The organism is Janthinobacterium sp. UMAB-56 (genome assembly GCF_900095265.1).
GTDB lineage: Bacteria > Pseudomonadota > Gammaproteobacteria > Burkholderiales > Burkholderiaceae_D > Janthinobacterium.
This window is the reverse complement of record NZ_LT607663.1, coordinates 93790-119575: the sequence shown is the minus strand read 5'-3', so window position 1 is coordinate 119575 and position 25786 is coordinate 93790. Positions and strand designations below refer to the sequence as shown.

Annotated in this window: 25 protein-coding genes; 13 read left to right on the top strand and 12 right to left on the bottom strand. The window is 60.8% G+C overall.

The genetic code is table 11. The features are described 5' to 3' along the window. Positions 1–25 precede the first annotated feature (25 nt). Entirely contained in the window at positions 26–1585 is a 1560-nt protein-coding gene (locus K0F85_RS20790; protein WP_219117843.1) for a methyl-accepting chemotaxis protein, read from the top strand. Positions 1586–1637: 52 nt separating this feature from the next. Here the strand turns inward: K0F85_RS20790 and K0F85_RS20785 are convergent, their stop codons facing one another. Beyond that, positions 1638–2618 carry a LysR family transcriptional regulator gene (locus tag K0F85_RS20785; protein ID WP_034752642.1) on the bottom strand — a complete coding sequence of 327 codons (981 nt, stop codon included), beginning with the start codon at positions 2616–2618 and terminating at the stop codon, positions 1638–1640. 191 nt (positions 2619–2809) lie between these two features. Between K0F85_RS20785 and K0F85_RS20780 the strand changes: the two genes are divergently transcribed. After that, on the top strand, positions 2810–3115 hold the full coding sequence (locus K0F85_RS20780) for a hypothetical protein (protein WP_219117842.1): 306 nt from the start codon (positions 2810–2812) through the stop codon (positions 3113–3115). 63 nt (positions 3116–3178) lie between these two features. On the opposite strand, the gene K0F85_RS20775 is transcribed toward K0F85_RS20780, so the two are convergent. The 5 genes from K0F85_RS20775 to K0F85_RS20755 form a co-directional block, all read right to left on the bottom strand. Next, positions 3179–3775, bottom strand: a complete 597-nt coding sequence (locus K0F85_RS20775; RefSeq protein ID WP_219117841.1) for a chalcone isomerase family protein — start codon at positions 3773–3775, stop codon at positions 3179–3181. Positions 3776–3882: 107 nt separating this feature from the next. After that, positions 3883–4149, bottom strand: a complete 267-nt coding sequence (locus K0F85_RS20770) for a YfhL family 4Fe-4S dicluster ferredoxin (RefSeq protein WP_034752637.1) — start codon at positions 4147–4149, stop codon at positions 3883–3885. A gap of 14 nt (positions 4150–4163) precedes the next feature. After that, positions 4164–4661 carry a pantetheine-phosphate adenylyltransferase gene (coaD, locus tag K0F85_RS20765; RefSeq protein WP_219117840.1) on the bottom strand — a complete coding sequence of 166 codons (498 nt, stop codon included), beginning with the start codon at positions 4659–4661 and terminating at the stop codon, positions 4164–4166. A gap of 112 nt (positions 4662–4773) precedes the next feature. Then, positions 4774–5433 (bottom strand): 16S rRNA (guanine(966)-N(2))-methyltransferase RsmD, encoded by a 660-nt coding sequence (gene rsmD / locus K0F85_RS20760; RefSeq protein WP_219117839.1) that lies wholly within the window; start codon positions 5431–5433, stop codon positions 4774–4776. Between the two features lie 69 nt (positions 5434–5502). Further along, positions 5503–6408, bottom strand: a complete 906-nt coding sequence (locus K0F85_RS20755; RefSeq protein WP_219117838.1) for a DUF6279 family lipoprotein — start codon at positions 6406–6408, stop codon at positions 5503–5505. A 27-nt stretch (positions 6409–6435) separates the two neighbouring features. Here K0F85_RS20755 and glmU point away from each other — a divergent pair, with 27 nt between their 5' ends. Beyond that, positions 6436–7812, top strand: coding sequence for a bifunctional UDP-N-acetylglucosamine diphosphorylase/glucosamine-1-phosphate N-acetyltransferase GlmU (glmU, locus tag K0F85_RS20750; protein ID WP_219117837.1), 1377 nt, complete (start codon positions 6436–6438; stop codon positions 7810–7812). 639 nt (positions 7813–8451) lie between these two features. Here the strand turns inward: glmU and K0F85_RS20745 are convergent. Continuing rightward, a complete protein-coding gene (locus tag K0F85_RS20745) occupies positions 8452–8925 on the bottom strand; it encodes an Lrp/AsnC family transcriptional regulator (RefSeq protein WP_102122756.1) in 474 nt (157 codons plus the stop codon). Between the two features lie 160 nt (positions 8926–9085). On the opposite strand from K0F85_RS20745, the gene glmS reads away from it, so the two are divergent. Both glmS and K0F85_RS20735 read left to right on the top strand, forming a co-directional pair. Then, a complete protein-coding gene (gene glmS / locus K0F85_RS20740) occupies positions 9086–10915 on the top strand; it encodes a glutamine--fructose-6-phosphate transaminase (isomerizing) (RefSeq protein ID WP_101483340.1) in 1830 nt (609 codons plus the stop codon). Positions 10916–11083: 168 nt separating this feature from the next. Next, positions 11084–12226, top strand: a complete 1143-nt coding sequence (locus tag K0F85_RS20735; RefSeq protein WP_219117836.1) for a serine hydrolase — start codon at positions 11084–11086, stop codon at positions 12224–12226. 48 nt (positions 12227–12274) lie between these two features. Here the strand turns inward: K0F85_RS20735 and K0F85_RS20730 are convergent, their stop codons facing one another. Beyond that, a complete protein-coding gene (locus K0F85_RS20730; RefSeq protein ID WP_219117835.1) occupies positions 12275–13207 on the bottom strand; it encodes a LysR family transcriptional regulator in 933 nt (310 codons plus the stop codon). 128 nt (positions 13208–13335) lie between these two features. Here K0F85_RS20730 and msuE point away from each other — a divergent pair, with 128 nt between their 5' ends. The 3 genes from msuE to K0F85_RS20715 all read left to right on the top strand — a co-directional run bounded on the left by msuE (position 13336) and on the right by K0F85_RS20715 (position 16015). Then, entirely contained in the window at positions 13336–13917 is a 582-nt protein-coding gene (gene msuE / locus K0F85_RS20725) for an FMN reductase (protein ID WP_219117834.1), read from the top strand. 66 nt (positions 13918–13983) lie between these two features. Beyond that, complete coding sequence (locus K0F85_RS20720) at positions 13984–14961, top strand: DUF1852 domain-containing protein (RefSeq protein ID WP_219117833.1); 978 nt, start codon at positions 13984–13986, stop codon at positions 14959–14961. Between the two features lie 25 nt (positions 14962–14986). Continuing rightward, on the top strand, positions 14987–16015 hold the full coding sequence (locus K0F85_RS20715) for a methionine synthase (RefSeq protein WP_219117832.1): 1029 nt from the start codon (positions 14987–14989) through the stop codon (positions 16013–16015). Between the two features lie 42 nt (positions 16016–16057). On the opposite strand, the gene K0F85_RS20710 is transcribed toward K0F85_RS20715, so the two are convergent. Then, positions 16058–16456 (bottom strand): DUF3141 domain-containing protein, encoded by a 399-nt coding sequence (locus K0F85_RS20710; protein ID WP_219117831.1) that lies wholly within the window; start codon positions 16454–16456, stop codon positions 16058–16060. Between the two features lie 394 nt (positions 16457–16850). Between K0F85_RS20710 and K0F85_RS20705 the strand changes: the two genes are divergently transcribed. Then, positions 16851–19277 carry a DUF3772 domain-containing protein gene (locus K0F85_RS20705; protein WP_219117830.1) on the top strand — a complete coding sequence of 809 codons (2427 nt, stop codon included), beginning with the start codon at positions 16851–16853 and terminating at the stop codon, positions 19275–19277. Here K0F85_RS20705 and K0F85_RS20700 read toward each other — a convergent pair. Beyond that, a complete protein-coding gene (locus tag K0F85_RS20700) occupies positions 19274–19762 on the bottom strand; it encodes a DUF2938 domain-containing protein (protein ID WP_219117829.1) in 489 nt (162 codons plus the stop codon). The genes K0F85_RS20705 and K0F85_RS20700 overlap by 4 nt on opposite strands. Before the next feature lie 64 nt (positions 19763–19826). Between K0F85_RS20700 and K0F85_RS20695 the strand changes: the two genes are divergently transcribed. From K0F85_RS20695 to K0F85_RS20680, 4 genes are all read left to right on the top strand, one after another. Beyond that, positions 19827–20471 carry a metalloregulator ArsR/SmtB family transcription factor gene (locus tag K0F85_RS20695; RefSeq protein WP_219117828.1) on the top strand — a complete coding sequence of 215 codons (645 nt, stop codon included), beginning with the start codon at positions 19827–19829 and terminating at the stop codon, positions 20469–20471. Continuing rightward, on the top strand, positions 20468–20983 hold the full coding sequence (locus K0F85_RS20690; protein WP_306985496.1) for a ClbS/DfsB family four-helix bundle protein: 516 nt from the start codon (positions 20468–20470) through the stop codon (positions 20981–20983). Before K0F85_RS20695 ends, K0F85_RS20690 begins: the two co-directional genes overlap by 4 nt. Positions 20984–21078: 95 nt before the next feature. After that, positions 21079–22794, top strand: coding sequence for an NAD+ synthase (locus tag K0F85_RS20685; protein ID WP_219117827.1), 1716 nt, complete (start codon positions 21079–21081; stop codon positions 22792–22794). Beyond that, complete coding sequence (locus tag K0F85_RS20680) at positions 22791–23846, top strand: bifunctional nicotinamide-nucleotide adenylyltransferase/Nudix hydroxylase (protein WP_219117826.1); 1056 nt, start codon at positions 22791–22793, stop codon at positions 23844–23846. The genes K0F85_RS20685 and K0F85_RS20680 overlap by 4 nt, the downstream gene beginning before the upstream one ends. A 33-nt stretch (positions 23847–23879) precedes the next feature. Here K0F85_RS20680 and K0F85_RS20675 read toward each other — a convergent pair whose 3' ends face one another. Then, the gene (locus K0F85_RS20675; protein ID WP_219117825.1) at positions 23880–24713 is read right to left on the bottom strand and encodes a hypothetical protein; all 834 of its coding nucleotides are present in this window, start codon (positions 24711–24713) and stop codon (positions 23880–23882) included. A gap of 114 nt (positions 24714–24827) precedes the next feature. Next, positions 24828–25730, bottom strand: a complete 903-nt coding sequence (locus K0F85_RS20670) for a LysR family transcriptional regulator (protein WP_219117824.1) — start codon at positions 25728–25730, stop codon at positions 24828–24830. Positions 25731–25786: the final 56 nt, after the last annotated feature.

Below are 25786 nucleotides of genomic sequence, written 5' to 3'. Positions count from 1 at the left end.
GACGGGTTTGCGCAGCGGGGGACAAATGAAGCAGTTGCAGCATCAGCTGGTGCGTTTCTTTGTATTCACGATCCTGGCCATGGCCGTTGCCTGTTGCCTGGCCTATCTGCTGCTGTTATCGGGCGGCGACCATCCGTATCTAATTGCCTGCGTGGCCGCCGCCATTGGCGCCGCGCTGCTGGCCTTTGCCGCGCGTCCGCGTGGTGAACCTGGCTTGCACCAGTTCGCCGACACGGTGGGCAAGGCCATCGATGACATCATGATCGGCGCGGCGGAAACTTCGTATTTTGTCGATTCCGTCAAACAGAAGGTGGAACTCGATGTGCGCACGGCTAGCGACATCGCCGACAGTTCCGCACAAAATGCCGCGATGACGGAAAAAATCGCCGCCAATGCGGAAAGGGCCGCCAAGGTGGCCGCCGGCGTGCGCGTGGAAAGCGTGGCGGCACGCGCCGAAGTGGACCAGGGGCTGCGCCGCATCAATATTGCACGCGAGGAAGCGCAAGGCGCTTCCAGCACCATGCTCAGCCTGCAGGAAAAATCCAAGCGCATCACAGGCTTTACGGAAGCCATTTCCGATATTTCCGCGCGCACCAACTTGCTGGCGCTGAACGCCGCCATCGAGGCGGCGCGCGCCGGTGAACACGGCCGCGGTTTTGCCGTGGTGGCGGGTGAAGTGCGGCAATTGGCGCAGCGCACCAAGGAAGCCTCCGATGAAATCAGCGTGATGGTGCGCGAAATCAATGAACAGTCGGAAAAGGCTGCACGTGGCATGAGTTCGCTGGCGGCCGGTGTCACGGAAGCGGCGCGCAATGTGGAGAGCGTGCACGCTTCACTCAGCCATATCGAGGAATCATCGGGCGAGTCCGAGGCCGAGATCGGCGAAATCGCCCGCGCCTCGCGTGAACACGTCGATACGACGCAGCTGATCGCCGACGCCATCTTGCAAATCCGCGACAGCATGCTGTCGACGAATGCCGAATTGCCGCGCGCCACGCAGTCAGCCATGGCCCTGGCGGAGCGGGCCGAGGTGATCGCCGGCGCCCTCGGTGAATCGAGCGTGGCCACGCCGCACGACGAGATCCGCGAGGCGGCCCAGCGCGCAGCGCGCGAGGTGGGCAAACTGTTCGAGCAAGCCATCGTTTCGGGGCGCATCACGCGCGAAGCCCTGTTCGACCGTCATTACCGCCCCATCCCGAACACGAATCCGCCCAAGCACAACACGAAGTTCGATGCATTTACAGACAAGGTGCTGCCGGACTTGCAGGAAGGCGTGCTGGCCGCCCTGCCCCACCTGGCGTATGCGGGCGCCGTCGACAACAATGGATATTTTCCAACGCACAACAAGAAGTTTTCCCAGCCGCTGACGGGCGATTACGCCACCGATATGGTGAATAACCGCACCAAGCGCATCTTCAGCGACCGCACGGGCAAGCGCTGCGGCAGCAACACCAGGGCCTTCCTGTTGCAGACCTACAAGCGCGATACGGGCGAAGTCATGCACGATTTATCCGTGCCCATCCACGTCGATGGCAAGCACTGGGGCGGTTTCAGAATTGGTTACCGCTCCAGCAATCATGCATAGCAAAACGCCTGATGAATCATCATCAGGCGTTTTTTCTTGTGCAGGCTACGATTTATTCAATATGCGGCTTCGGTGCCACGCCGCCGCCAGCCGCTGTGGCCGTGCGCAGGGTGGGCGTGTTCATGCTTTCCAGGTGGTTGCGCAGCCATTTGTGGGCGGGGCTGCGGGCGTCGCGCTCGTGCCACAGCATGTCCAGGTGGACGGCCGGCAGGGTCAGCGGCAAATCCTTGTACAGCAGGGATTCCGTCATGCCCGTCGAGGCGATCAGATGGCGCGGCAAGACCGTGATCAGGTCGGAATTGGCCACCACGCGTCCGGCCGTGAAGAACTGGTTGACCGTCAACAAGATGCGCCGTTCGCGGTGGATCTGCGACAGCGCCTCGTCGATCAAGCCGTGCGCGCGGCCGGAAAAGCTCACCAATAAATGGTTCGCCGCGCAATAGTTATCCAAGGTCAATTCCTTGTCGGCCAGCGGATGGCCACGGCGCATCACGCACACATACTTGCCGGAATACAGGCGCTCGTGGCGAATGGGCGAACCCGTTTCGCTCGACAATTGCGCCGCCACGCCGGGAAAGAAGCCCACGGCCAGGTCGATGTCGCCGCGCAGCAGCATGGGACGCGGTTCGCGCGTGGTCAGCGGCATCATCCGCACGTTGACACCGGGCGCTTCCCGTTCGATCGAGCGCATCAGGGAAGGCAGCCAGAAGGCGGCGGTCGCATCGGCCATGGCCATGCGGAAGGTGGCATGCGTTTTCGACACGTCGAAGGTTTCCGGCGTGACGGCCGCTTCCAGGCTGGCCAGGGCCGAGCGCACGGATGGCCACAGCGCTTCGGCGCGCGGCGTGGGTTTCACGCCATACGCCGTGCGGATCAGCAATTCGTCACCGAGGCTCTCGCGCAGGCGTTTGATGGCGTTCGATACCGCCGGCTGCGTCATCGCCAGGTGGCCCGCTGCGCGCGTCAGGTTTTGTTCCGTCATGACGGCGTCGAAAACACGCAGCAAGTTCAGATCCAGCGTCAGAAAACTCATGGAAAGCCCAAGATAAAAGTTGAATTGATTACTGAAGAGTGTAAACCGCGCCGGGCACGAATATTTTCACTCGTCAAAAAATATTACAGTTTCCATTCACGATTCATATAATTGGTATCAGGAAATGGAATTAGATTTATATGTTGCACTGCACTATAGTACTGGCAAATTCTATAATGCACTGGAACAGTATGTCTACCTTCGCCTCCGCCCTGTACGCAGTATCCGCACCCGTGCTGGAGATTTCCCTGCTGAACGCCCTGCAACTCGTGCTGGTGATCGTGGCCGTGGGCGCTTTCGCCCTGCTGTTCAAGCCTTTGCTGGTAGGGATCGCCCGCGCCATGGTGCTGCTGGTGCGTCCCAAGCTGAGCCGCGAAGAGCGTCTGGCGCGCCAGCAGATGCGCGAAGCGCAAGCCTTGAAGCGTACCCTGGGCAATATGGATGGCGTATCGCCAAGCAATGCTGCCGAATTGCGCGCCCTGTCGACGCGTGCCTGAGTGCTCAACCGTTGCAAGTGACGAGCCGGCGTGTGCCGGCTTTTTTTACGCCCGCGTTTTCTTTCAGGCCATATCGCCCAGCAAATGCGCGCGCAACAAGGTGTCGGCCGGATGGTTACCGATCCAGATTTTCAGCAGCGCATTGTAGAAGGCCAGGTCCGGCACCGTGTCGCCCAGCTGCTTGCCGTTCAACTTGCACAAGGTCCCCTCTTCCGGCAGCCAGTCCACGGTCAGGATGTCACCCTTTTTCAGGCCGGGCACCATTTCGAACATGGCGCCGAACTGCATTGTCTGGCTCAGCAGGCGCGTGCGGTCGGCCTGCTCGGAACTACGCTTCAAGCCCTGCATGAAGGCTAGCCCAAGCTCGTCGGAACTGATGTCGCGCAGCATGACGATTTCGAGACGGCGCGGCCCGGGCAGCGCGAGGATGTCGGCTAACTGGGTTTTCTTTTCCGGCAGGTACAGCGCAATCGTGTAGACCTTGAAGATGACCTTGTAGCGCACGCCGGCGCCGTTGAGTCTTAACTCGCGGCTGGCCAGCTGCACCGTGTCGTCCAGTTTGACGCCACCCACTTCGACGGCCAGCGCTGCTTGTGCCAAGGCGGCGCACAGGCAGGCGGCGGCCAGGGAGCGGCTCAAACGCGATGTGCTGCTATGCATCTTCTGCCTCCGTAGAGAAACATGTGCTGTGGATAAGTCCGCACAAGCACACAGTGTAGAACAGTTGGCAGAAGCTGGCGCCACGAACAGAGGCGAGGGAGAAAAGCTCAGGTTTTTGCGGCGGGAAGTTCGGCCTGCAGGCGTTCGTACTTGGCCATCAGCTGCTCCGGGCTTTCGCGCCAGGCGGGATTGAAGGGGATGCAACTGACGGGGCACACTTGCTGGCATTGCGGCTCGTCAAAGTGGCCCACGCATTCGGTGCACTTGTTGGGGTCGATTTCGTAGATTTCCGCGCCCATGTAGATCGCGTCATTCGGGCACTCGGGCTCGCAAATGTCGCAATTGATGCATTCGTCGGTGATCAGTAATGCCATGATTTCACTCTTACTTATTGCGATGAGGCAGCGTTGGCGGCAATCTTGCTTTGCAGCCAGCGGTTCACCGAGGGGAAGACAAACTTGGAGACGTCACCGCCCAGCGCCGCGATTTCACGCACGATGGTGCCTGAAATAAACTGGTACTGGTCGGAGGGCGTCAGGAACATGGTTTCGACATCGGGCAGCAGGTAGCGGTTCATGCCGGCCATCTGAAATTCGTATTCGAAGTCGGAGACGGCGCGCAAGCCGCGCACGATGACCCGCGCTTCGTGCTTGCGCACGAAATCCTTGAGCAAGCCGGAAAAGCTTTCCACTTGCACATTCGGATAGTGCCCGAGCACTTCGTTGGCGATTTCCAGGCGTTCTTCAAGCGAGAAAAACGGTTGCTTGTTCTTGCTGTCGGCGACACCGACGATCAGCTTGTCAAACAGACCCGATGCGCGGCGCACCAAATCTTCATGACCGCGCGTGAGTGGATCGAATGTTCCTGGATAAACGGCTACAACCATTGCGGCTCCCTAACGATGCACCAATATAGACGCGCATTATGCCTGAAATTGGTGACCACCTTGGTGCTTCGCCTCGGGCCTGGGGGCCTTTTTGCCTCATTTATAGGCAGATTCAGGCAGTTGCCGGCAGTTTGTTGTAAGTTAGCAAATGATAATAAACGGTGCCTGCCTTGTCGGCACGGATGACTTCCCACGGTGCCATCCACTCGGGCTTTTCCAGTGCACTGCTTTCATCGAAGACCAGCGGCAAGCCCGATTCCGCGTAAATCATGCCGCCTTCCTTGAGCAGGTTGGCGCACAAGGGCAACACTTTGGCGAGGAAATCCTGCTGGTAAGGCGGATCGAGGAAGATCAGGTCGAAACGCTGGCCGCGCGATGCCAGGCCTTGCGCCGTCAGCAGGGCGTCGCCGCGCAGCAGTTGGACATTCTCGGCGCGCAATTTCGCCTTGTTTTCTTCCAGCTGGCGGATCACGGGCGTGTGCGTATCGACCATGGTGACGGCGGCGGCGCCGCGGCTGGCCGCTTCAAAACCCAGTGCGCCGCTGCCGGCGAACAAGTCCAGCACCTGGGCGTTGGCCCAGTCGCCGTCACGCAAGTGATTGATCCAGTTGAATACGGTTTCGCGCACGCGGTCCGGTGTCGGGCGCAAGCCCAGTGCCTGCAAAACAGGCAGCACGGAACGCTTCCACTGGCCGCCGATGATGCGTACCTGGTTCGGTGGCGGCGCGTGGTGGACGGGGACTTTGGCAGGTTTTTTAATCTTCTTTTGCATGGGGATTTCTTCAATTCGATGGCGGCCACTATAGCATATGGCCCCCTCTCCCCTGCTGGAGCTGCCTGTCTATTTGGCTTGCGTGGCCAGCGAATTGAAATCGTCGATCCAGCCCTGCATGCGCTTGACGGCGTGGGCTTTTTGCGTCGGCGTGGCGATCTTGATCGCCGTCAAGACCATCTGCGCCGTGCTGCTTTCGTAAGCATCGAAGAAGGCCTTGCGCTCTGAATGTTCCAGGCGCTCGAAACTGTCCTTGATCAGGGTCGAGATCAAGGTCGCGGCCGCTTCCTTGCCGAGCTTTTCCTGCTGGACTTTTTTGACCAGGTTCAACACGTTCTGCTGGCGCCGCATGCGCTCGTCGAGCCAGAGCTCATTGTTCAGCGGACGCGCGTCGGACGCCTTGCGTATGAGGGCTTCCTGCTCGCTGCTGAAATTGCCGAACCACAGTTCGAATTGCTCCATGGCTTTCCTGTAGCGCAGTTGCTGGCGCTTTTCCTGGTCGCCGCTCAGATATTTCTTGCGGTAATCATCATTGTTCGACTTGAACTTCTTTTCCATCTGTGTGATTTGTTCGGGCTTGAGCGAGCGCGCCAGGTCGGCCAGCTCGGGCGCCGCTTTCAGCAACAGCGCCTGGGTACGTTGCTTGACCTCGCTGTAATCCATCATCAGGTCCGCCTGCGTGGTACTGCCTTGCAACTGCTTCTGGCCCGTACGCAGGATTTCCACGTAATCCTTCAATTGCGTCTTGCGGTGCCAATCGAACAGCTTGTCGATATCGTCGCGTACCCAGCCCTTCTGGTCGCGGTCCAGGTCGACATACGCGTTCAGCCACCAGTACAGTACGGTATCGCCGTTGTTGTAGGCCAGGCGCAAGCCGCTGCAGCCGGCGACGATGACCAGCATTAAGGCCAGCACGACATAAGAAAACCGGCTGAAGGGCGTGGAAGACGGGGCCTGCGTGTTAAACTTTTTCATATTCTTAACTTATAAAAATTACGCTCTATGAACGTTGTGATTCTCGCTGCCGGTATGGGCAAACGCATGCAGTCGGCACTGCCCAAGGTATTGCATCCCTTGGCGGGCAAGCCGCTGTTGTCGCACGTCATCGACACGGCGCGCGGCCTGGCGCCGTCCCGATTATGCGTGATTTACGGGCATGGGGGCGCAGCCGTGCTGAAGTTGCTCGACGGCTATAACGCCAGCCATGCCGTGCAGATCGATGCCGCTGAGCAGGCGCAGCAGCTGGGTACCGGTCATGCCGTGCAGCAAGCGCTGTCTTTGCTGGACGACACGGTGCCGACCCTGATCCTGTACGGCGACGTGCCGCTGACCAGCGCCGCTTCCCTGCAGCAGCTGGTGCAGGCGGCCGGCACGGACAATCTGGCCATCTTGACCGTGGAACAGGACGATCCGTTCGGCCTGGGCCGCATCGTGCGAGAAGACGGCGCCATCGTGCGCATCGTCGAGGAAAAGGACGCGTCCCCAAGCGAGCGCGCCATCCGCGAAATCAACAGCGGCATCATGGTCGCACCCACCGTGCAGCTCAAGCAATGGCTGTCGGCCCTGTCGAATGACAATGCGCAAGGGGAATACTATCTGACCGATATCGTCGCCCAGGCCGTCGCCGACGGCGTGGCCGTCACCTCGGCCCACCCGGCCGCCGTGTGGGAAGTGGCGGGCGTCAACAGCAAGGTGCAACTGGCCCAGCTGGAGCGCATACACCAGAACAATATCGCGCAAGCCTTGCTCGAGCGGGGCGTGACCCTGCTGGACCCGGCCCGCATCGACGTGCGTGGCGAACTCATTTGCGGCCGCGATGTCACCATCGATGTCGGCTGTGTGTTCGAAGGCCGCGTGGAACTGGGCGACGGCGTGCGCGTGGGCGCCAACAACGTCATCATCAATGCCACGGTGGCCGCTGGCGCGCAGATCAAGCCGTTCTGCCATATCGAGGACGCCGTCGTCGGCGCCGCTTCCATCATCGGGCCTTACGCGCGCCTGCGCCCGGGCACGGTGCTGGCGGAAGACGTGCATATCGGTAACTTCGTCGAAGTGAAAAACAGCCAGGTCGCCGCGCACAGCAAGGCCAACCACCTGGCCTACATCGGCGACGCCACCATCGGTTCGAAGGTCAACATCGGCGCCGGCACGATTACCTGCAACTACGATGGCGTGAATAAATTCCGTACCGTCATTGAAGACGACGCTTTTATTGGCAGTGACAGCCAGCTGATCGCACCCGTCACCGTCGGCAAGGGCGCCACTCTGGGCGCCGGCACGACCTTGTCGAAAGATGCGCCGGCCGGCAAGCTGACCGTTTCGCGCGCGCGCCAGGTGACCATCGATGGCTGGACACGCCCCGTGAAAATCAAGAAGTAAGCGCACCGCCTTCAATACGCATGACGCCGCCAGCCTGTCCGGGCTGGCGGCGTTTTTTTACGCCTGTGGATAATCCTGTGGAGAGTTGGCTGGTAATTCGGGATAAGTCACGCCATGATTCGCCTCCCGCACTTCACGGAAGTGTCGAGTGTGGATAAGCATGTGGGCAAGCATGCTGACAAGTGATGGATAAGCCTGGTATAAGCTGCGTATAAGCGGTGGAAAAGACGGTATAAGTCTTCAGCTCATGCTGAGTTTGGCTGGCTTGCAGACTCGGCTGGGGTCACTTGAAAAATAGCCTTCAATGCTGCTAGCCCGAAGTGTGGATAAACCTGTGTGCAAAATAGGGATAATACAGGAATAACTTTTAAGTTATTGTATTTAAAGGATATTGTTGCAGCATGTGTCGATCTTCCCTGTGGGTAAAGCTGTGAAAAAGCGTGTTGCTAACTGGTGGGCAAGCTGCGGATAAGTCGGGATAAGTCTGTGCCAGGCATCGATCAATCGTTTCTGGCTCGTATTATGTGAGTCAGAAAGTGATGAACGGAAAAGCTTGCACTTGAGAGCGTGTGGATAACATTGTGCATAAGCGAGTGGAAAGCCGGGGATAAGGCGGGATAACTTCTCTGCCAGCCCGCTTCAGACGGCGATACGCGTCTCGAACTTGCTGCGAAAGGTGGAAAAATAGCTTTTTACGTTGCGCACATTGGCGTGCGCGGCAAACAGGCGATGCGCCAGCGCGTGGTAGGCGGGCATGTCGGCCACCTGCACCATCAGCACGAAGTCTGGCCCGGGCGAGACGCGATAGCACTGCAGCACGGCCGCTTCCTGGGCCACCAGTTGTTCGAATTCTTCCATGCGTTCAGCCGCCTGCACATCGAGCGTAATTTCCACGATGGCGGTCAGGCGCGCGCCCACCATCTGCGGCGCGACGATGGCCACTTGCCGCTCGATGACGCCGCTTTCCCGTAAATGCTTGACTCTCCGCAAACAGGTGGGCGCCGAAACATGCACAGATTGCGCCAGCTCACTGTTGGTTTGCGATGCATCAATTTGCAAAGCGTTCAGGATGCGACGATCGATCTCGTCGAGAGTAATATTGCTATTGTTCATGATTTTGACGAATTGGAGAATATATCGAGTATAAATGAAATAATATTTCATCACAAAATGGCGATGAAATATTCAGTCAAAAATATACAGATTTAGAAAGCATATTTCATGCGCTCTGCATTAGCATGCTGCATTGATGAATTTTTAGACAGAGGTTTCCATGTGCGGCATCGTCGGCGCGGTAGCGCAACGTAATATCACTCCCATCCTGGTTGAAGGCTTGAAGCGCCTGGAATACCGCGGTTACGATTCCTGCGGCATCGCCCTGCATGCGGATGGTCGTTTGCAGCGCTCGCGCTCCACTTCGCGCGTGGCCGAGCTGGAAAAGCAGATCGCCGAAGAAGGCTTGAGCGGTTTTACGGGCATCGCCCACACGCGCTGGGCCACGCATGGCGCCCCTGTCTCGTTTAATGCCCACCCGCATTTTTCCCCAACGGAAGAGAACGCCCGCGTGGCGCTGGTGCATAACGGCATCATTGAAAACCATGACGAACTGCGCGCCGAACTGACGGCCCTCGGTTACGTCTTCCAGAGCCAGACGGATACGGAAGTGATCGCCCACCTGGTCGAGCACATGTATAACGGCGACCTGTTCGAGACCGTGCAGCAGGCCGTGAAACGCCTGGACGGTGCGTATGCGATTGCCGTCTTTTGCCGCGACGAGCCGCACCGCGTGGTGGCCGCGCGCCAGGGTTCGCCCCTGATCGTCGGCCTGGGCAACGGTGAAAATTTTGTCGCCTCCGACGCCATGGCCCTGGCCGGCACGACGGACCAGATCATCTACCTGGAAGAAGGCGATGTGGTCGACCTGCAATTGTCGCGCTGCTGGATCGTCGACGTGGATGGCAAGCCGGTCGAGCGCGAAGTGAAGACCGTGCATGCCCACACAGGCGCGGCCGAGCTGGGTCCGTACCGCCACTACATGCAAAAGGAAATTTTTGAACAGCCGCGCGCCATCGGCGACACGCTCGAAGGCGTAACGGGCATCATGCCGGAACTGTTCGGCGACAACGCCTATGCCATCTTCAAGCAGATCGACCGCGTGCTGATCCTGGCCTGCGGCACCAGTTCGTATGCGGGCATGACGGCCAAGTACTGGATCGAAGCGATTGCCAAAGTGCCTGTCAGCGTGGAAGTGGCCAGCGAATACCGCTATCGCGACAGCGTGCCGCATCCGAATACCCTGGTGGTGACGATTTCGCAAAGCGGCGAGACGGCCGATACCCTGGCCGCCCTGAAACATGCGCGCAGCCTGGGCATGCAGCACACCTTGACCATTTGCAACGTGGCCACCAGCGCCATGGTGCGCGAATGCGCCTTGGCCTACATTACGCGCGCCGGCGTGGAAGTGGGCGTGGCATCGACCAAAGCCTTCACGACGCAGCTGGCCGGCCTGTTCCTGCTGACCCTGTGCCTGGCGCAAGTCAATGGCCGCCTGAGTGAAGAACAGGAAGCGGCGCACCTGAAAGCCATGCGCCATTTGCCTGTCGCCATCGCGTCCGTGCTGGCGCTGGAACCGCAGATCATCGCCTGGTCCGAGGAATTCGCGCGCAAGGAAAACGCCCTCTTCCTGGGCCGCGGCATGCACTACCCGATCGCCCTGGAAGGCGCGCTGAAACTGAAGGAAATTTCCTACATCCACGCCGAAGCGTACCCGGCCGGTGAATTGAAGCATGGCCCGCTGGCCCTGGTGACGAATGAAATGCCCGTCGTCACCATCGCGCCGAACGACGCCCTGATCGAAAAGCTGAAATCGAACATGCAGGAAGTACGCGCCCGCGGCGGCCAGCTGTACGTCTTCGCCGACGTCGATTCCCGTATCAGTTCCGGCGAAGGCTTGCACGTCATCCGCCTGCCCGAGCACTACGGCGACCTGTCGCCTATCCTGCACGTGGTTGCGCTGCAATTGCTGGCCTATCACACGGCACTGGCGCGCGGTACGGATGTGGACAAGCCACGCAATCTGGCCAAATCGGTGACGGTGGAGTAAGCCGGCCGGGTGCCGCCCCGGGCCATCAAGAAGAAAACGCCACCGTCGGGTGGCGTTTTCTTTTATCCAGCACCGCCGTTCACTCTCTGGAAAAACCATGCGAGTGACTTTTTTCTGTCACCGCTGAACCCATTGTGCGAGAATGCCCCTCCCCCCTGGATGGTGCGCATGATGAGCAAACTCGCCGCAATCATAATTGGAACGACACTCGTGCTGGCAGCTTGCAAGCCCGCAGCCACGGCACCTGCGCATGATATTCCTGCGGCCATGCGGCAGACCGCGACCACCCTGCTGCAGTCAAAATTGCTACACGCGACCTCGATTGCTGTCGTTTATCGCGGCAAGGAATTCATTCTGCATCAAGGCGAGCTGGAGACCGGCAAAGCCAATCCGCCGAACGATACAACGCTGTATGAAATCGGCTCAGTCAGCAAAACTTTTGCTGGCCTGCTATTGGCGAACGCCGTGCTTGATGGGAAGGCGGCGCTCGACGATCCCATACAAAAGTACCTGCCGGCCGCCTACCCGAACCTGCAGTCGCAGGGGCAGCCAGTGCGCTTGCGCCATTTGATCACGCACACCAGCAATATGCCGGGCATGCTGCCCATGCAGGTGAACACCATATTGAAGGATTTCACCGCACACGCCACGCCGGCAAAGCTCAATGCAGCCTACGCCAACTACGGACAACAGCAATTCTGGCAGGACTTGCATACAGTCAGCATCAAAGGCCCGCTTGGCAAGGACTACGCATATTCAAGCGCCGGTAGCGAACTCATTGCGCACACTCTCGAAAAAATCTACGCAATGCCTTATGAAGTCCTGCTCACGCAATTCGTCGCGCGCGCAGCCGGCATGCAAGATACCAGGCTGAGAATCACCGCCAAGGATAGCGGCCGGCTAGCGCCCGGCTACCACAGCGACAATCCCGTCATCACAACACCGATGCCACAACTGCCTTGGGGGGCCGCCGGCAACGTGAAGTCGACCATGCCGGATATGGCGAAGTACCTGCGCCTGCAATTGAGCGCCGATCCTGCCGTCGTCGAGTCGCACAAGCCTTTGGCACGCTTTCAGGACGACTTCAGCATAGGCTATTTCTGGAACATCGGTAGCAATCCCCAGTTGGGCACGCATTATGTACACCATGGCGGCGTGCCACGTGCGCAAAGCTATGCCTACGTCGTTCCTCAATATCAGCTGGGGGTCTTCATCATCACCAACCAGAGCGGCGACGCGACTGCCGGTGCCATGGAAAGCGCACTGGCGCATATTTTCGACACAGTGGAATCCATGGAAAGCGCGACGTAGGCTGGCGCCAGAGTATCGCCTTGCGTGATGTTGCCGGCGGGCCTGGGCTTATCGGGATGCATCGGGGGTTTTAGCATCACTGCCTTGCGCAGTGACGCTGGCAGGCTGGCGGGCCAGTTCGATGAAGGCCCGCACGTAGTCGATGGCGGTGTCCGTCTCGCGTGCCCCCAGGAAGATTTGCTTGGCGATGCCGTGCATGCCCAGCCGCACAGGCACTACGTCCATCTTGGCCGCGTATTCCTCGACCAGCCAGCGCGGCAGGGCGGCCACGCCACGGCCGCTGGCCACCATCTGCAGCATGATGTCGGTGGTTTCGATGGCTTTGTGGCGCTTGGGCGTGACACCGGCCGGCAACAGGAACTGGTTATAGATGTCCAGGCGCTCGATATCCACGGGGTAGCTGATGAGCACTTCCTGAGTCAGTTGCTGGGGCTGCACATACGCCGCAGTAGCCAGGGCATGGCCCTTGGCCACGACAAGCACCTGCTCGTAGTCGAACACGGGTTCGAATGTCAGCCCCGGTTTGTGCAGCGGGTCGGGCGTGACCAGCAGGTCGATCTCGTAGCCGAAGAGCGCGCCGATCCCGCCGAACTGGAACTTCTGCTTGACGTCCACATCCACGTCGGGCCATGCGGCCAGATAGGGCGACACCACTTTGAGCAGCCACTGGTAGCAAGGGTGGCATTCCATGCCGATGCGCAGCGCACCGCGCTCACCCTGCGCAAACTGGCCCAGGCGCTCTTCGGCCAGGTCCAGTTGCGGCAGCACCCGGTTCGCCACCGCCAGCAGATACTGTCCGGCCTGCGTCAGGCGCAGGTTGCGCCCTTCGCGCAGCCAGACGTCGGTGCCCAGTTGCTGCTCCAGCTTCTTCATGCTGTGGCTCAGGGCCGACTGGGTCAGGTGCAGCACGCCAGCTGCGGCCGTCAACGACCCTTGTTTCTCGACCTGCTGGACGATGCTGAGGTGAATGCGTTCAAGCATTGAGATGAGCCATATTCATGGATGTATGAAATAAGACCATTATACTTCATCGATCTCCGCCGCTATCATCGATTCCCTTGTTGCCTGTATTTTTCGGCCCTGGCGCATCCATCCATATGAAAGCAAAAATGACACGTCCACTTCGTTTAGTCGCGGTTTCCGGCGGGCTGCAACGCCCTTCCAAGGCTGCAGCCCTGGCAGAGCACCTGATGGACCTGATCGCCGACGAAGTGCTGTGCGAACAACGCCTGGTCGAACTGGGGCAGCTCGCACCGCAGCTCGCTGGCGCAGCCTGGCGCGCCCAGCTGCCCGATGCGGTGGAGCAGGAACTTGCAGCAGTCGAGCAAGCCGACATCCTGGTGGTGTCAACACCGGTCTTCCGCGGCGCGTACACGGGACTGTTCAAGCACTTCTTCGACTTCATTCATCAGGACGCCTTGATCGACAAGCCAGTCTTGCTGGCTGCCACCGGCGGCAGCGAGCGCCATGCCCTGATGATCGACCACCAGTTGCGGCCGCTGTTCAGCTTCTTCCAGGCACGCACATTGCCGCTGGGCGTCTATGCAACCGACAAGGATTTCCTCGACTACCGTCTGCAGGACGAGGCTCTGATCCAGCGGGCCACACTGGCGGTCCAACGGGCCTTGCCATTGATCGGATTGACGCGCCATGCACGTTCTGCCACCGCTGATGAAGCGGTCGCGGCCTGACACGCATCACGACGGCCAGCAATCCACACATTCATTTTTTCGCAGAAATCAGGACACCAGATCACCATGAGCAAAGATTTTATATTCAGCATCAAGAGTATTGTTTTCGATGAACACTATCATCCGGCCGACAATACGCGCCTGACGACCAACTTTGCCAATCTGGCCCGGGGAAACAGCCGCCAGGAAAACCTGCGCAATACCCTGAGGATGATAGACAACCGTTTCAACAACCTGGCGCATTGGGACAACCCGAACGGCGATCGCTACTCCGTAGAGCTCGAAATCATTTCCGTGGAGTTGAATATTGATGTCAAAGGCAGCAATATTCCATTGATCGAGATACTGAAACCGACCATCATCGACAAAAAAACCGGGGAACGCATCGATGGGATTGCAGGCAATAACTTCTCCTCTTACGTGCGCGACTACGACTTCAGCGTAGTGCTGGCAGAGCATAACAATAATCAATCCACCTTCAGCGCCCCGGATGATTTCGGCGATTTCCATGGCAAGCTGTTCAAGCACTTTGTCAGCTCAGACACTTACCAGGAGCACTTCGACAAGCCGCCGGTCATCTGCATCAGTGCATCGAGCAGCAAGGTCTATCACCGGACCGGGAATCAGCATCCCGTATTGGGTGTCGAGTATCAACAAAACGAGTTTTCCTCGACCGATCAATATTTTGAAAAAATGGGGATGCAGGTTCGCTACTTCATGCCGCCGGATAGTGCCGCACCGCTGGCGTTTTATTTCATCGGCGACCTGCTTGGCGACTACACCAATCTTGAACTGATCGCCACCATCAGCACGATGGAAACATTCCAGAAGATTTACCGGCCCGAAATTTACAACGCCAATTCGGCGGCAGGCAAGTCGTATCAGCCCAGCCTGAAGAATCAGGATTACTCATTGACGCAGATTGTCTATGACCGGGAAGAGCGCAGCCAGCTGGCTGTCAAGCAGGGAAAATATACGGAAGAGCACTTCATCAAGCCATATAAAAATGTTCTTGAACAATGGACTGCGAATTACGCTCTCTGATTCACCAACACACGAAATCACCATCATGAAAAAATTATTACCGACTTCAACTGCCGGCAGCCTGCCCAAACCTTCCTGGCTTGCACAGCCTGAAAAGCTGTGGTCGCCGTGGAAGTTACAGGACGAGGAACTGATCGAGGGCAAACAGGATGCCTTGCGTTTGTCGCTGCAGGAACAACAGCAGGCAGGCATCGATATCGTCAGTGATGGCGAGCAGACCCGTCAGCATTTCGTCACCACGTTTATCGAGCATCTGAGCGGAGTGGATTTTGACAAACGTGAGACCGTCAGAATTCGTGATCGCTACGATGCGAGTGTGCCGACCGTCGTGGGCGCAGTGTGCCGCCCGAAGCCGGTTTTTGTGGAAGACGCCAGATTTTTACGCCAGCAAACCACGCAGCCCATTAAATGGGCACTGCCCGGTCCGATGACGATGATTGATACGCTGTATGACAGCCACTACAAGAGCCGTGAAAAACTGGCCTGGGAATTTGCCAAGATCCTCAATCAGGAAGCCAGGGAATTGGAGGCTGCTGGCGTCGACATCATTCAATTCGACGAGCCCGCATTCAATGTTTTCTTTGATGAGGTGAATGATTGGGGAATTGCTACCCTGGAAAGGGCGATTGAAGGGCTCAAATGCGAAACCGCCGTGCACATTTGCTATGGTTACGGCATCAAGGCCAATACGGACTGGAAAAATACGCTGGGGTCCGAGTGGCGTCAATATGAAGAATCTTTTCCCAAGCTGCAGAAATCGAATATCGACATCATCTCGCTGGAATGCCACAATTCGCGTGTTCCCATCGACCTGATTGAGCTCATTCGTGGCAAAAAAGTCATGGTTGGGGCCATCGACGTGGCATCCAATACCATTGAAACGCCAGAGGAAGTCGCCAACACCCTGCGCAAAGCGCTGCGCTTTGTCGATGCGGACAAGCTCTACCCGAGCACCAACTGTGGCATGGCGCCCTTGTCTCGTCGAGTTGCAAGAGGCAAATTGCATGCGCTCAGTGCTGGCGCTGAAATCATCCGAGGAGAACTCTCGACCTAGCAGGCTGGTGAAATACCGAACAGGCGAGTCTTGCCTTGTGCTTCATGACGCCACAGACATCGCCAGGTGTCTGTGGCGTTTGAATTGCTGACTCAACACTCTTCGCAGTTGGATGACGCTGTGCTTGCTGGCGTCAATCTCGATGCCGGGCGGTGGCAAGATGCGTGAAAGTGTGTAATTGATGGGCCTGGGTAACAACTTGCCGCTCCTTGGCACCTCGTTCTCGAAATGCAGCGCGGTCGCCATCGGCTGCGAGGCGATGTCAGTTTGCTGGTTGCCGAGCTGACGCAGCAGGTCGAGGAACAGTACGCTACGTTGTAGCGCATCGACCAGGTATGCAGGCCAAGCCATCAAGACGTTATTGGAGGAAATGTGCCTCTCGCTTGGATAGGAGAAGAGGCCGAGACCGGATGAGTTCGGAGCGGATGGCGGATGCGACACGGACGCGTCTATCCTGTTGATTTCGCGATTAATTTGACCGGACAGGAGCATGTGGCGTGGGGGCGAACACACTCGCCTGGCCGATGGGATTGCGAGAGGATGCACCGGACCTTCAGTGCGTTGCAATTGCTCGGACGATGATTCTCTTTCATGAACAGTGCGTCTGTTTGGTGCCGCACGGAGAGCGTTTTCAGCGACTTTCGCTGAGCCATCAGCCACATGTTGAAGCGCTACGGCTTGGGGGCATTGCTGTGTACGAATGCGCTCGTCCGGCGGCCTTTTTCAGCTATATTGCATACCACTGCAGGAAAAGGCGGCCATGCCGGTCTGGTGGCGACAGTGTTTTCCGATGGCATTCGTTCTGCATCCTCTCTCTTTCAGTCCCCGGGTTCGCATGATTTCTTACCGTATTTTTCGATTTACCCCGTTTTTGCTGGCGCTGTTGCTGGCCTGCTCACTGTCGGCCGCTCCTGCCTGGGCACAGCCCGACGACGACGCCGTCACGGCCGACCAGCGCCTCGATGGCTTGCGCAAGCAGATTACGGTCATCCAGAAGACGCTGGACGCCGACGCCGATGTGCCGGACGCGACCCTGTCGCAGATGAAGGCCGATGCGCTGGCGGCCAGTGCCGATGCGGACAAGGTAGCGGCGACGCTGGAGCCGATGCTGGCCAGCGTGCAGGCGCGCCTGGCCGAGCTGGGCAAGCCGGCGGCGGGCACCAAGGATGCGCCCGATGTGGCGGCGCAGCGCGGACAGCTGGACCGGACCAGCAGCGCGCTCGATGCGCAGGTGAAATTGGCGCGCTTATTGTCGGTTGAAGCCACGCAGGCGTCCGAGCAAGTGTCGACGGTGCGCCGCGCGCAGTTGCAGGCGCGCCTGGGAGAGCGCACGGCCTCCATCCTTGCCAGTTCCTTCTGGAAACAGTTGCATGTGGAGTTGCCGCAAAATATGCAACGCCTGCAAAAGCTGGGCCAGGAACTGGTCGACGCGGCGCGCGAGACGCCCCAGTCCGTCTGGGGCGGCATCCTGGTCGCCATCGTGCTGTTGCTGGCGGCCAGTGTATGGGTTTCGCGTTATTTGCTGTTGCTCACTTCGACGCGCGTGCCGCATGGCCGCCTGCGCCGCTCGCTGCATGCGCTGGCCGTGTTGTTGCTGGCGCTGGCCACGCCGGGCCTGGTGGCCGAATTGCTGGCGCTGGGCTTGCGCTGGGATGGCAATGTCTCCGACAAGACGGATATATTCTTGAGTAGTTTGATCGGCATCATCTGCTTCGCCGGTTTCACGGCGGGTCTGGGCCATGCGCTGTTGTCGCCGAACCGCGCCTCGTGGCGCCTGCTGCCGCTGTCCGATGCGCTGGCGCACCGCATGCGCCAATACCCCAGCGTGTTTGCGCTGGTCGTGGTGCTGGTGTGGACGGCCGAACGCGTGTCCACCGTCATCAATGCGGGCCTGTCGACGGCTGTGGCCATCAACTGCATCGTGGCGCTGGTGCTGAGCATGACAGTGGCCTTTGGCTTGATGCGCGCCGAGCGTTGCTGGCGCCAGGTGCGCGCTGCCGACCCCGCTTCGCCTGTCACGCCGCTGTGGTTGCGCGGCGTGGTGCTGCTGCTGTGGCTGACGCTGGCATCGAGCCTGGTCAGTCTGTTGATCGGTTATGTCGCCTTTGGCAGTTTTGTCACCAAGCAAATCGCCTGGGTCATGGTGGTGGTGTGCAGCACTTATCTGTTGACGGTGTTGCTGGACGATATCTGCATGCTGCTGGCCTCCACCCCGCCGCCGCCGGACGCCGTCAACCCCGTGCTGGCCACGCCCAAGGCGCGCGACCAGGCTGCCGTACTGCTGTCGGGCATTGGCCGCGCCATCGTCGTGCTGCTGGCGTTGATGCTCTTGCTGGCGCCGTTCGGCGAAGGTCCTAGCGAGCTGTTCCAGCGCGTGGGCAAGCTGCAAGATGGCCTGGCCATCGGCGAGGTGGCGATCCGCCCCGCCACCGTGATCCAGGCGCTGCTGGTGCTGGTGCTGGGCTTCATCGGCATCGGCCTGTTCAAGCGCTGGCTGCAAAACAGCTATTTGCCGACGACGAACCTGGACGCTGGCATGCAGATGTCCTTCCTCACCCTGTTCGGTTATATCGGCGGCGTGACGGCTGTGGCGCTGGCGCTGTCGGCGGCCGGCATCGGCCTGGAACGCATCGCATGGGTGGCATCGGCCTTGTCGGTGGGTATCGGTTTCGGCTTGCAGGCGGTGGTGCAGAACTTCGTTTCCGGCCTGATTTTATTGGCCGAGCGCCCCGTCAAGGTGGGCGACTGGGTCTCGCTGGGCGGCGTGGAAGGCGACATTCGCCGCATCAATGTGCGCGCCACGGAAATTCAGCTGGGGGACCGTTCCACGGTGATCGTGCCGAATTCGGAATTCATCACCAAGACGGTGCGCAACGTGACCCTGGCCAATCCGCTGGGCCGAGTGCAACTGAAACTGCCGCTGCCCCTGTCCACGGATGCGGACGAGGCGCGCGCGCTGATCCTGGCCGCCTTTGTCGAGAATCACGACGTGCTCGACGCGCCGGCGCCCAGCGTGCAGCTCGACGGCATCGACAATGGCTATCTGATGTTCAACGCCACAGCGTATGTGGGCTCGCCGCGCCTCGCGTATGGGGTGCGCAGCGATTTGCTGTTTGACTTGCTCAAGCGCCTGCACGCGGCGACCATGCCGATTTCCAATCCCAGCACCATGGTGCTGAGCAGCGTACCGGCGCAGCCCGAGGCGCCGACTATCTCGGCGGTGGCTACCGCACCGGCACCCGTGCCGCCGTTGAGCACTTAACGCACGGTCGACCACAGCAGCGCCGCCAGGTACAGGCCGATGCCGAACGCCGTGTGCGCCATCAGGCTGCGCAGGCGGGCCGCCGTCGGATGCGCCGTCTTGCTGGCGGCCAGGCCGGCACCCATGCCCGGCTGCAAGATGCAAAACGGCGCGGCCACGCTCACCAGGCCCGCCAGCAGCGCCGGCGCGAAGGTCGGCTGTTGCACCCACTCCTGTCCCACCAGCGCCAGCAGCACGGCCGCAAACAGCACGCCGATCAGGTAATGGGCTGTCCAGCCCAGCACCGCTTCATCGCGCACGGGCGCCGCCTGGGCGATGTTGACGTGGGTGACGCTGCCACGCGGCAGATGGCCCAGCCAGCGCCCCACCATCGCAAAGTTCAGCGAGGGAATGCACCAGAAGCGCTTTAACGCTACCGCCCACACATCCATCACCGCCGTCGCGCCTACGCCGATCGCCATGGCATCAAACCAGAATAGTTGCATCGCTAACACCCTTATAACATTCAATTGATTGCTTGAATGTTATAAGGGTGCTAGCATCGTGTCAATGAAAAATGCTGAAATCGAATTGCTTACCGGTTCCGCCGGGTTTGCCCATATTTTAGGCAGTGCACCGCGCCTGCGCCTGCTCGAGCAGATCGCGTACGGCGAATATGCGGTGGAGCAACTGGTGGAGTTGACGGGCCTGTCCGTGGCCAATACCTCCCAGCATTTGCAGCAGTTGCGGCGCGCCGGTTTCGTGCAGGCGCGGCGCGACGGCAAGCGCGTGCTGTACCGGCTCGGTAGCGGCCCCATTGTGCAACTGCTGGGCGCGCTGGACGTGTATGCGCAGCATCAGCGCAGCGAGTTGCAGGCGTTGAGTCGGGGCGACCATGTGGAAGCGCTGACGCGCGAGGAGTTGCTGGAACGCATGCAGGAAGCCAGCATCACCGTGCTCGACGTGCGGCCCGCGCAGGAATTCGCTGTAGGCCATTTGCCCGGGGCGATCAATATTCCCTTTGAACACTTGCAGCGCCGCCTGGCGGAACTGCCGCCACACCAGGACATTGCCGCTTACTGCCGTGGCCCGTATTGCGTGCTGTCCGTGCAGGCGGTGGCGGCACTGCGCCAGCACGGCTTGCATGCGCGCCGTCTCGGCAGTGGCTACGACGAGTGGCAGGCGGCCGGCCTGCCTGTCGTCAAGGCGGCATGATGGCGATTCCCAACAGCAAGCGGGCACTCATCGCCGCCATCGACAGTACGTACGCGAAGCTGATGCAGGAGCTGGCGCGCGTGCCGCCGGCCTTGGCGCGCGCCCCCGTGCTGGAGGGCCAGGTGAAGGGCACGCGCATGAGTGTGTGCGATCTGCTGGCGTACTTGGTGGGCTGGAACGAGCTGGTCTTGCACTGGCACGCGCAGCTGCGTGAGGGAAAACGGATGGATGAGATTGCCTTTCCCGCCGAAGGTTTCACGTGGAACGCTCTGGGAAAACTGGCGCAGCGCTTCCATGCGGACTATGCTGAACTCAGCATGGAAGCCTTGCTGCAGCGCCTGGAACAGGCGAAAGACCAGTTGCTGGCGCTGATCGACGCCCATGACGACGCGCAACTGTATGGCCAGCCCTGGTACACGCATTACACGATGGGACGCATGATCCAGTTCAACACCTCGTCGCCCTATGCGAATGCGCGCACGCGCTTGCGGGCCTGGCTCAAGACCTTGTAAGGCAGCGACCGGCAGGCTTGCACGATTGCATCAGTACCTTCAGAAACGTTTTCAGGCAGGATAGTGGTTTCAAGCGCAACCAAAGAAGGATCGCCATGCTGACCATCGCCCTCGCCCAGATGAATCCCACCGTGGGCGACTTCGACGCCAATGTTGCCGCCATCATCGCGCGCATGGGCCGTGCCAGCAGCGATGGCGCCGACTTGCTGGTCTGCCCCGAACTGTCGCTGTGCGCGTACTACCCGGGCGATCTGTTCGAGGATGCGGCCTTCCTGCGCCACATGCAGCAGGCGCTGGATACCTTGCTGCAGGCATCCACGCGCTGGCCTGCGCTGGTCACCGTCATCGGCACGGCGCGGCCCAATCCCGGTGTCGGCAAGCCCTTGTATAACGCCTTGCTGGCCATCCGCGACGGGCGCATCGTCGCCGAATACTACAAGCAGCTGCTGCCCACCTACGGCATCTTCGACGAGGGCCGCCATTTCGAGCCGGGTCCGCCCGGCGCCTGCACCTTGTCCATCGCCGGCTGCAAGGTGGGCTTCATGATTTGCGAGGATGGCTGGAACGACGATGGCCGCGCCTACGCCGTCAATCCCTTCGATGCCCTGCACGCTGCGCGGCCCGACCTGGTCGTCAGCATCAACGCCAGCCCGTCCGATATCGGCAAGCGCGCGCAGCGCCATGCCGTGTTTGGTGCCGCCTGCAAGCGCGTGCACCTGCCCCTGCTCTTCGTCAACCAGGTGGGCGGCCAGGACCAGCTCGTGTTCGACGGCGCCTCGTTCGCCATCTCGCCGACCGACGGCGTGCAATTCGAGGCGGCTCGCTTCGTGGAAGATTTCCAGCTGCTGCGCTTTGCCGATGGCCGTTTCGCGCAGCCCGATGGCCAGCCCTTCCCCGTGCCCGACCCGGAAGGCATCCCCGCCGTGGAGTTTGCGCGCCGTCAGATCGTGCTGGGTTTGCGCGACTATGCGCGCCGCTGCGGTTTTACGAAAGTCGTCGTCGGCTGCTCGGGCGGCATCGATTCGGCGCTGACCCTGGCCTTGGCCGTCGAGGCGCTGGGCGCCGACAATGTGGTGGCCATTACCATGCCCTCCGTCTTTTCCAGCGCCGGCTCCGTCAGCGATTCCGTCGCCCTGTGCGCCAACTTGCACATCGCGCTGCACACGCATCCGATACGCGACATCGTGGCGCAGTACGAAGCTGGCTACGCGGCGGCCTTTGACGGCAAGCTGCAGGCGCTGCCACTGGAAAACCTGCAGGCGCGCGTGCGCGGCACGATCTTGATGGAGTACTCGAATGCCTTCGGTGCCCTGCTGCTCACCACCGGCAACAAGAGCGAAATCTCGGTCGGCTACTGCACCCTGTACGGCGATACGAATGGGGGACTGGGACTGATCGGTGACCTGTATAAAACCGAGGTGTTCGCCCTGTCGCGCCATCTCAACGCCAGCGCCGGGCGTGAGCTGATACCCGCCGCCGTGCTGGAGAAACCCCCGTCGGCGGAACTGGCGCCGGGCCAGCGCGACACTGACAGCTTGCCGCCGTATCCCGTGCTCGATGAGATTTTGAAGTGGCATATCGAGGGACGCCGCCTGCCGGCGCAGGAAAGCGCGCAAGCCTTGAGCCTGGTCGACCAGCTGCGCGAGACGGACGACGGACGCGCCCTCGTGACACGCATCCTTGGCCTGGTCGCCCGCAATGAATACAAGCGGCGCCAGGCGGCGCCCATCATCCGCGTGCGTTCGCGCGCCTTTGGCAGCGGGCGCCAATTGCCGATCGCCGCCCACTACCCCACCGGAGACGATGCATGAGCCTTACCTATCGCGCCGACGCGGCCATCCTGATCGGCCGTTTCCAGCCTTTTCACAATGGCCATGCCGGTTTGCTGCAAACGGCGCTGGCCACCGCCGCCCAGGTGGTGGTGGTGCTCGGCTCCGCCTTCCATGCGCGCAGTCCGAAGAACCCATTTACGTGGCAGGAGCGGGCCGCCATGATCGCCGCCACCCTGCCAGAGGAACAGCGCGCGCGCGTGCATTACGTGGCCGTGCGCGATTACTACGACGATGGCCGGTGGGCCGATGCCGTGCGGCGCGCCGTGACGCTCGCCGTGCCCGCAGCGCAGCGCGTCACCCTGGTGGCTTGCTTCAAGGACGCCACCAGTTACTATCTGCACCATTTCCCGCAGTGGCAGTTGCTCAATCTGGAAATCGATGCGGGCGCGCCGATAGGCGCGACGGCCATCCGCAACGTGCTGTTCGAAGCCGAAGACGTGGACGTGTCGCTGAGCGCCGTGGCGCAACTGCTGCCGGCGGCCATCGGCCAGTACCTGAAGGCGTGGACTTTATTGCCGTGGTACGCGCCGCTGGTGCAGGAATACCGCGCCATCGAAGCGTACAAGGCGCGCTGGCGCACGGCGCCGTATCCACCCATATTCGCCACCGTCGACGCGCTGGTGCAGACGGGCGGCCACGTCTTGCTCGTGCGCCGTGGCGGCTATCCGGGCAAGGGTTTGTGGGCCTTGCCCGGCGGCTTCCTGGAGCCGCGCGAACGCCTGCTGCAGGGCGCCCTGCGCGAATTGGCGGAAGAGACCCAGCTGGGCGTGCTGGCGCCCACCCTCGTCGAGGCCCTGGTCGGCGTGGCCGTGTTCGACCACCCGGACCGCAGCCAGCGCGGGCGCACCATCACGCATGCGCATTATTTTGACTTGAAGACGCGCCAGCTGCCGGCGGTGAAGGCGGCCGACGATGCGGCGCTGGCGCAGTGGATACCGGTGGCGTCGCTGCCGGCGATGGAGGAGCAATTCTTCGAAGACCACTTCCATATCCTGAACCACTTCCTGCAACTGACGCACGAGGGGCGCTGAGGCATCGGGGAAGCCCGCAGCGCCCGGCGACGCTCAGGACGTCACGCGCTCCCAGCCATGCTGGATGGCCGCCTTGAAGTCGTCCCACGCCGACTGCGGATACGTGTGTTCCCAGGTGCTGCGCAGTTCCAGCTCGACCTGCTCCCAGCTTTGCCCCCGGTAGCTGTCGCTGCCCGCCATTGAATGGCCATAGCGATAGGCGGGATCGTAGTCGTCGAAGCGCGCGCCGCTGGACGCATACTGGCCGCTCCAGTGCTGGCGGTAGTACTGCTCGTCGTCGTCGCTGGTACCGGGCAGATTGTCGGCGCTCGGATAGCGGCGCACGTTGGCGCCCGCGCCGGACGGCGGAGGCGATGCCATGCCGCCCGCAAATTGCTGCGACGCTGGCGCCGCCTCGCTCCGGTTGCCGCTGGGCGTGCCTTGCTGCGATGGCGCGCCCGACTGCATGCTGGCGCCCTGGCGCAACGTGCTGTCGTTTTGCGGCATGCCTTGCCAGCCGCCTGCGCGCCAATGGTCGGCATGTGCATCGATGTCGAGCGGCGCGTAGCGCTCGACGATGTCGGTGGCGCGCTCGATATCGGCGTCGCTCGCTCCTTCCAGGGTCAGCACGACATGGCCGCGCCGCACGGCTTCCGCATAGATGTGGCGGTCGGCGTGATTGCCGAACATGTCCGTAAAGAAATGCTTGATATTGTCGAGCAAGCTGTCGCTACCGTCGCGGCGGATGTCTTCCGTGGCGGAAAATTCGTCACTACCCGCATCGTGCACGCGGATGCTGGCGCCGGGCAGGCCCGCCGTGATCAGCTCGTGCCGGGCGCGCTCGGCCATGTCGCGCAGGGCGAAAACTGCGGCCAATGTATGTGCCATGATGATCTCCAATCGATGAACAACGTCCTGTCAGTGTAGGCCGTGATAAACGAAAGGGGCGCTCGTTTGCCGCTTGGAAAACGTTGCTCTCTCAAATATTGACGAAGTGAAACTTTAGTCGGGCGTGCCCACGAACGCGCGCAAAAAATCGATGAAGGCACGCACCTTTTCCGCAATATGCTGGGTGTTCGGATACACGGCATACACGCCCTGCTGCGGGAAGACGACGTCGGGCAGCAGACGGCGCAGGCGTCCCGCGCGCACTTCCCCCTCTACCAGCCATTGCGGCAGCAAGGCCACGCCGCAGCCGCCCAGGGTAAAGCCCAGCAGGGCCGAGGCGGAGTCGGAATGGATGGCGGCGTCATCCTGCGCGGCGAAGGCGGCGGGGCCGGCGGGCGTGTGCACCTCCCAGCGCAGCGGCGAGGCCAGGCGACTGTGCGCCAGCCAGCGCGCGCGCTGCAATTCATCCAGCGTGGCGATGCCTTGTGCTGGCAGGCTGGCCAGGTAGGCGGGCGAGGCGACGGGCCAGATCGCATACGGCTCGATCAGCGAAGCACGGTAGCTCGAATCGTTGAGCGAACCCATGCGGATGGCCAGGTCGTAGCGGCCCGAAATCAAGTCTTCATGCGAAGACGACGAGGAATGCTGGATTTGCAGTTGCGGGTGAGCGGCGGCGAAGGCGATCAGCGCGGGTATCACCGTGCGGCTGCCGTATTCGACGGTGGTGGTCAGGCGCAGTGTGCCGCGCAAGCCTTGATGGCCCTGGCGCGCCGTTTCGATGGCGCCGTGCGCTTCGCTCAGCACGCGCTGGCAATCTTCGTAAAAACGCCTCCCCACGTCGGTCAGCGCCAGGCTGCGCGTGCTGCGCGTGAGCAGCGACACGCCCAGTTCCGCCTCCAGCTGTTTCAAGTTGAAGCTGACGACGGCCTTGCTCTGGCCCAGCACGGCGGCGGCCGCCGTCAGTGAACCGGCGTCGACGATGGCGATGAAAATTCCCAGGCGGTCTAGACTGATCATGGAAGAGGATGAGGATACATGCGGCTCGCCGCAGTTTGTCAAAATAGTTTTGACAG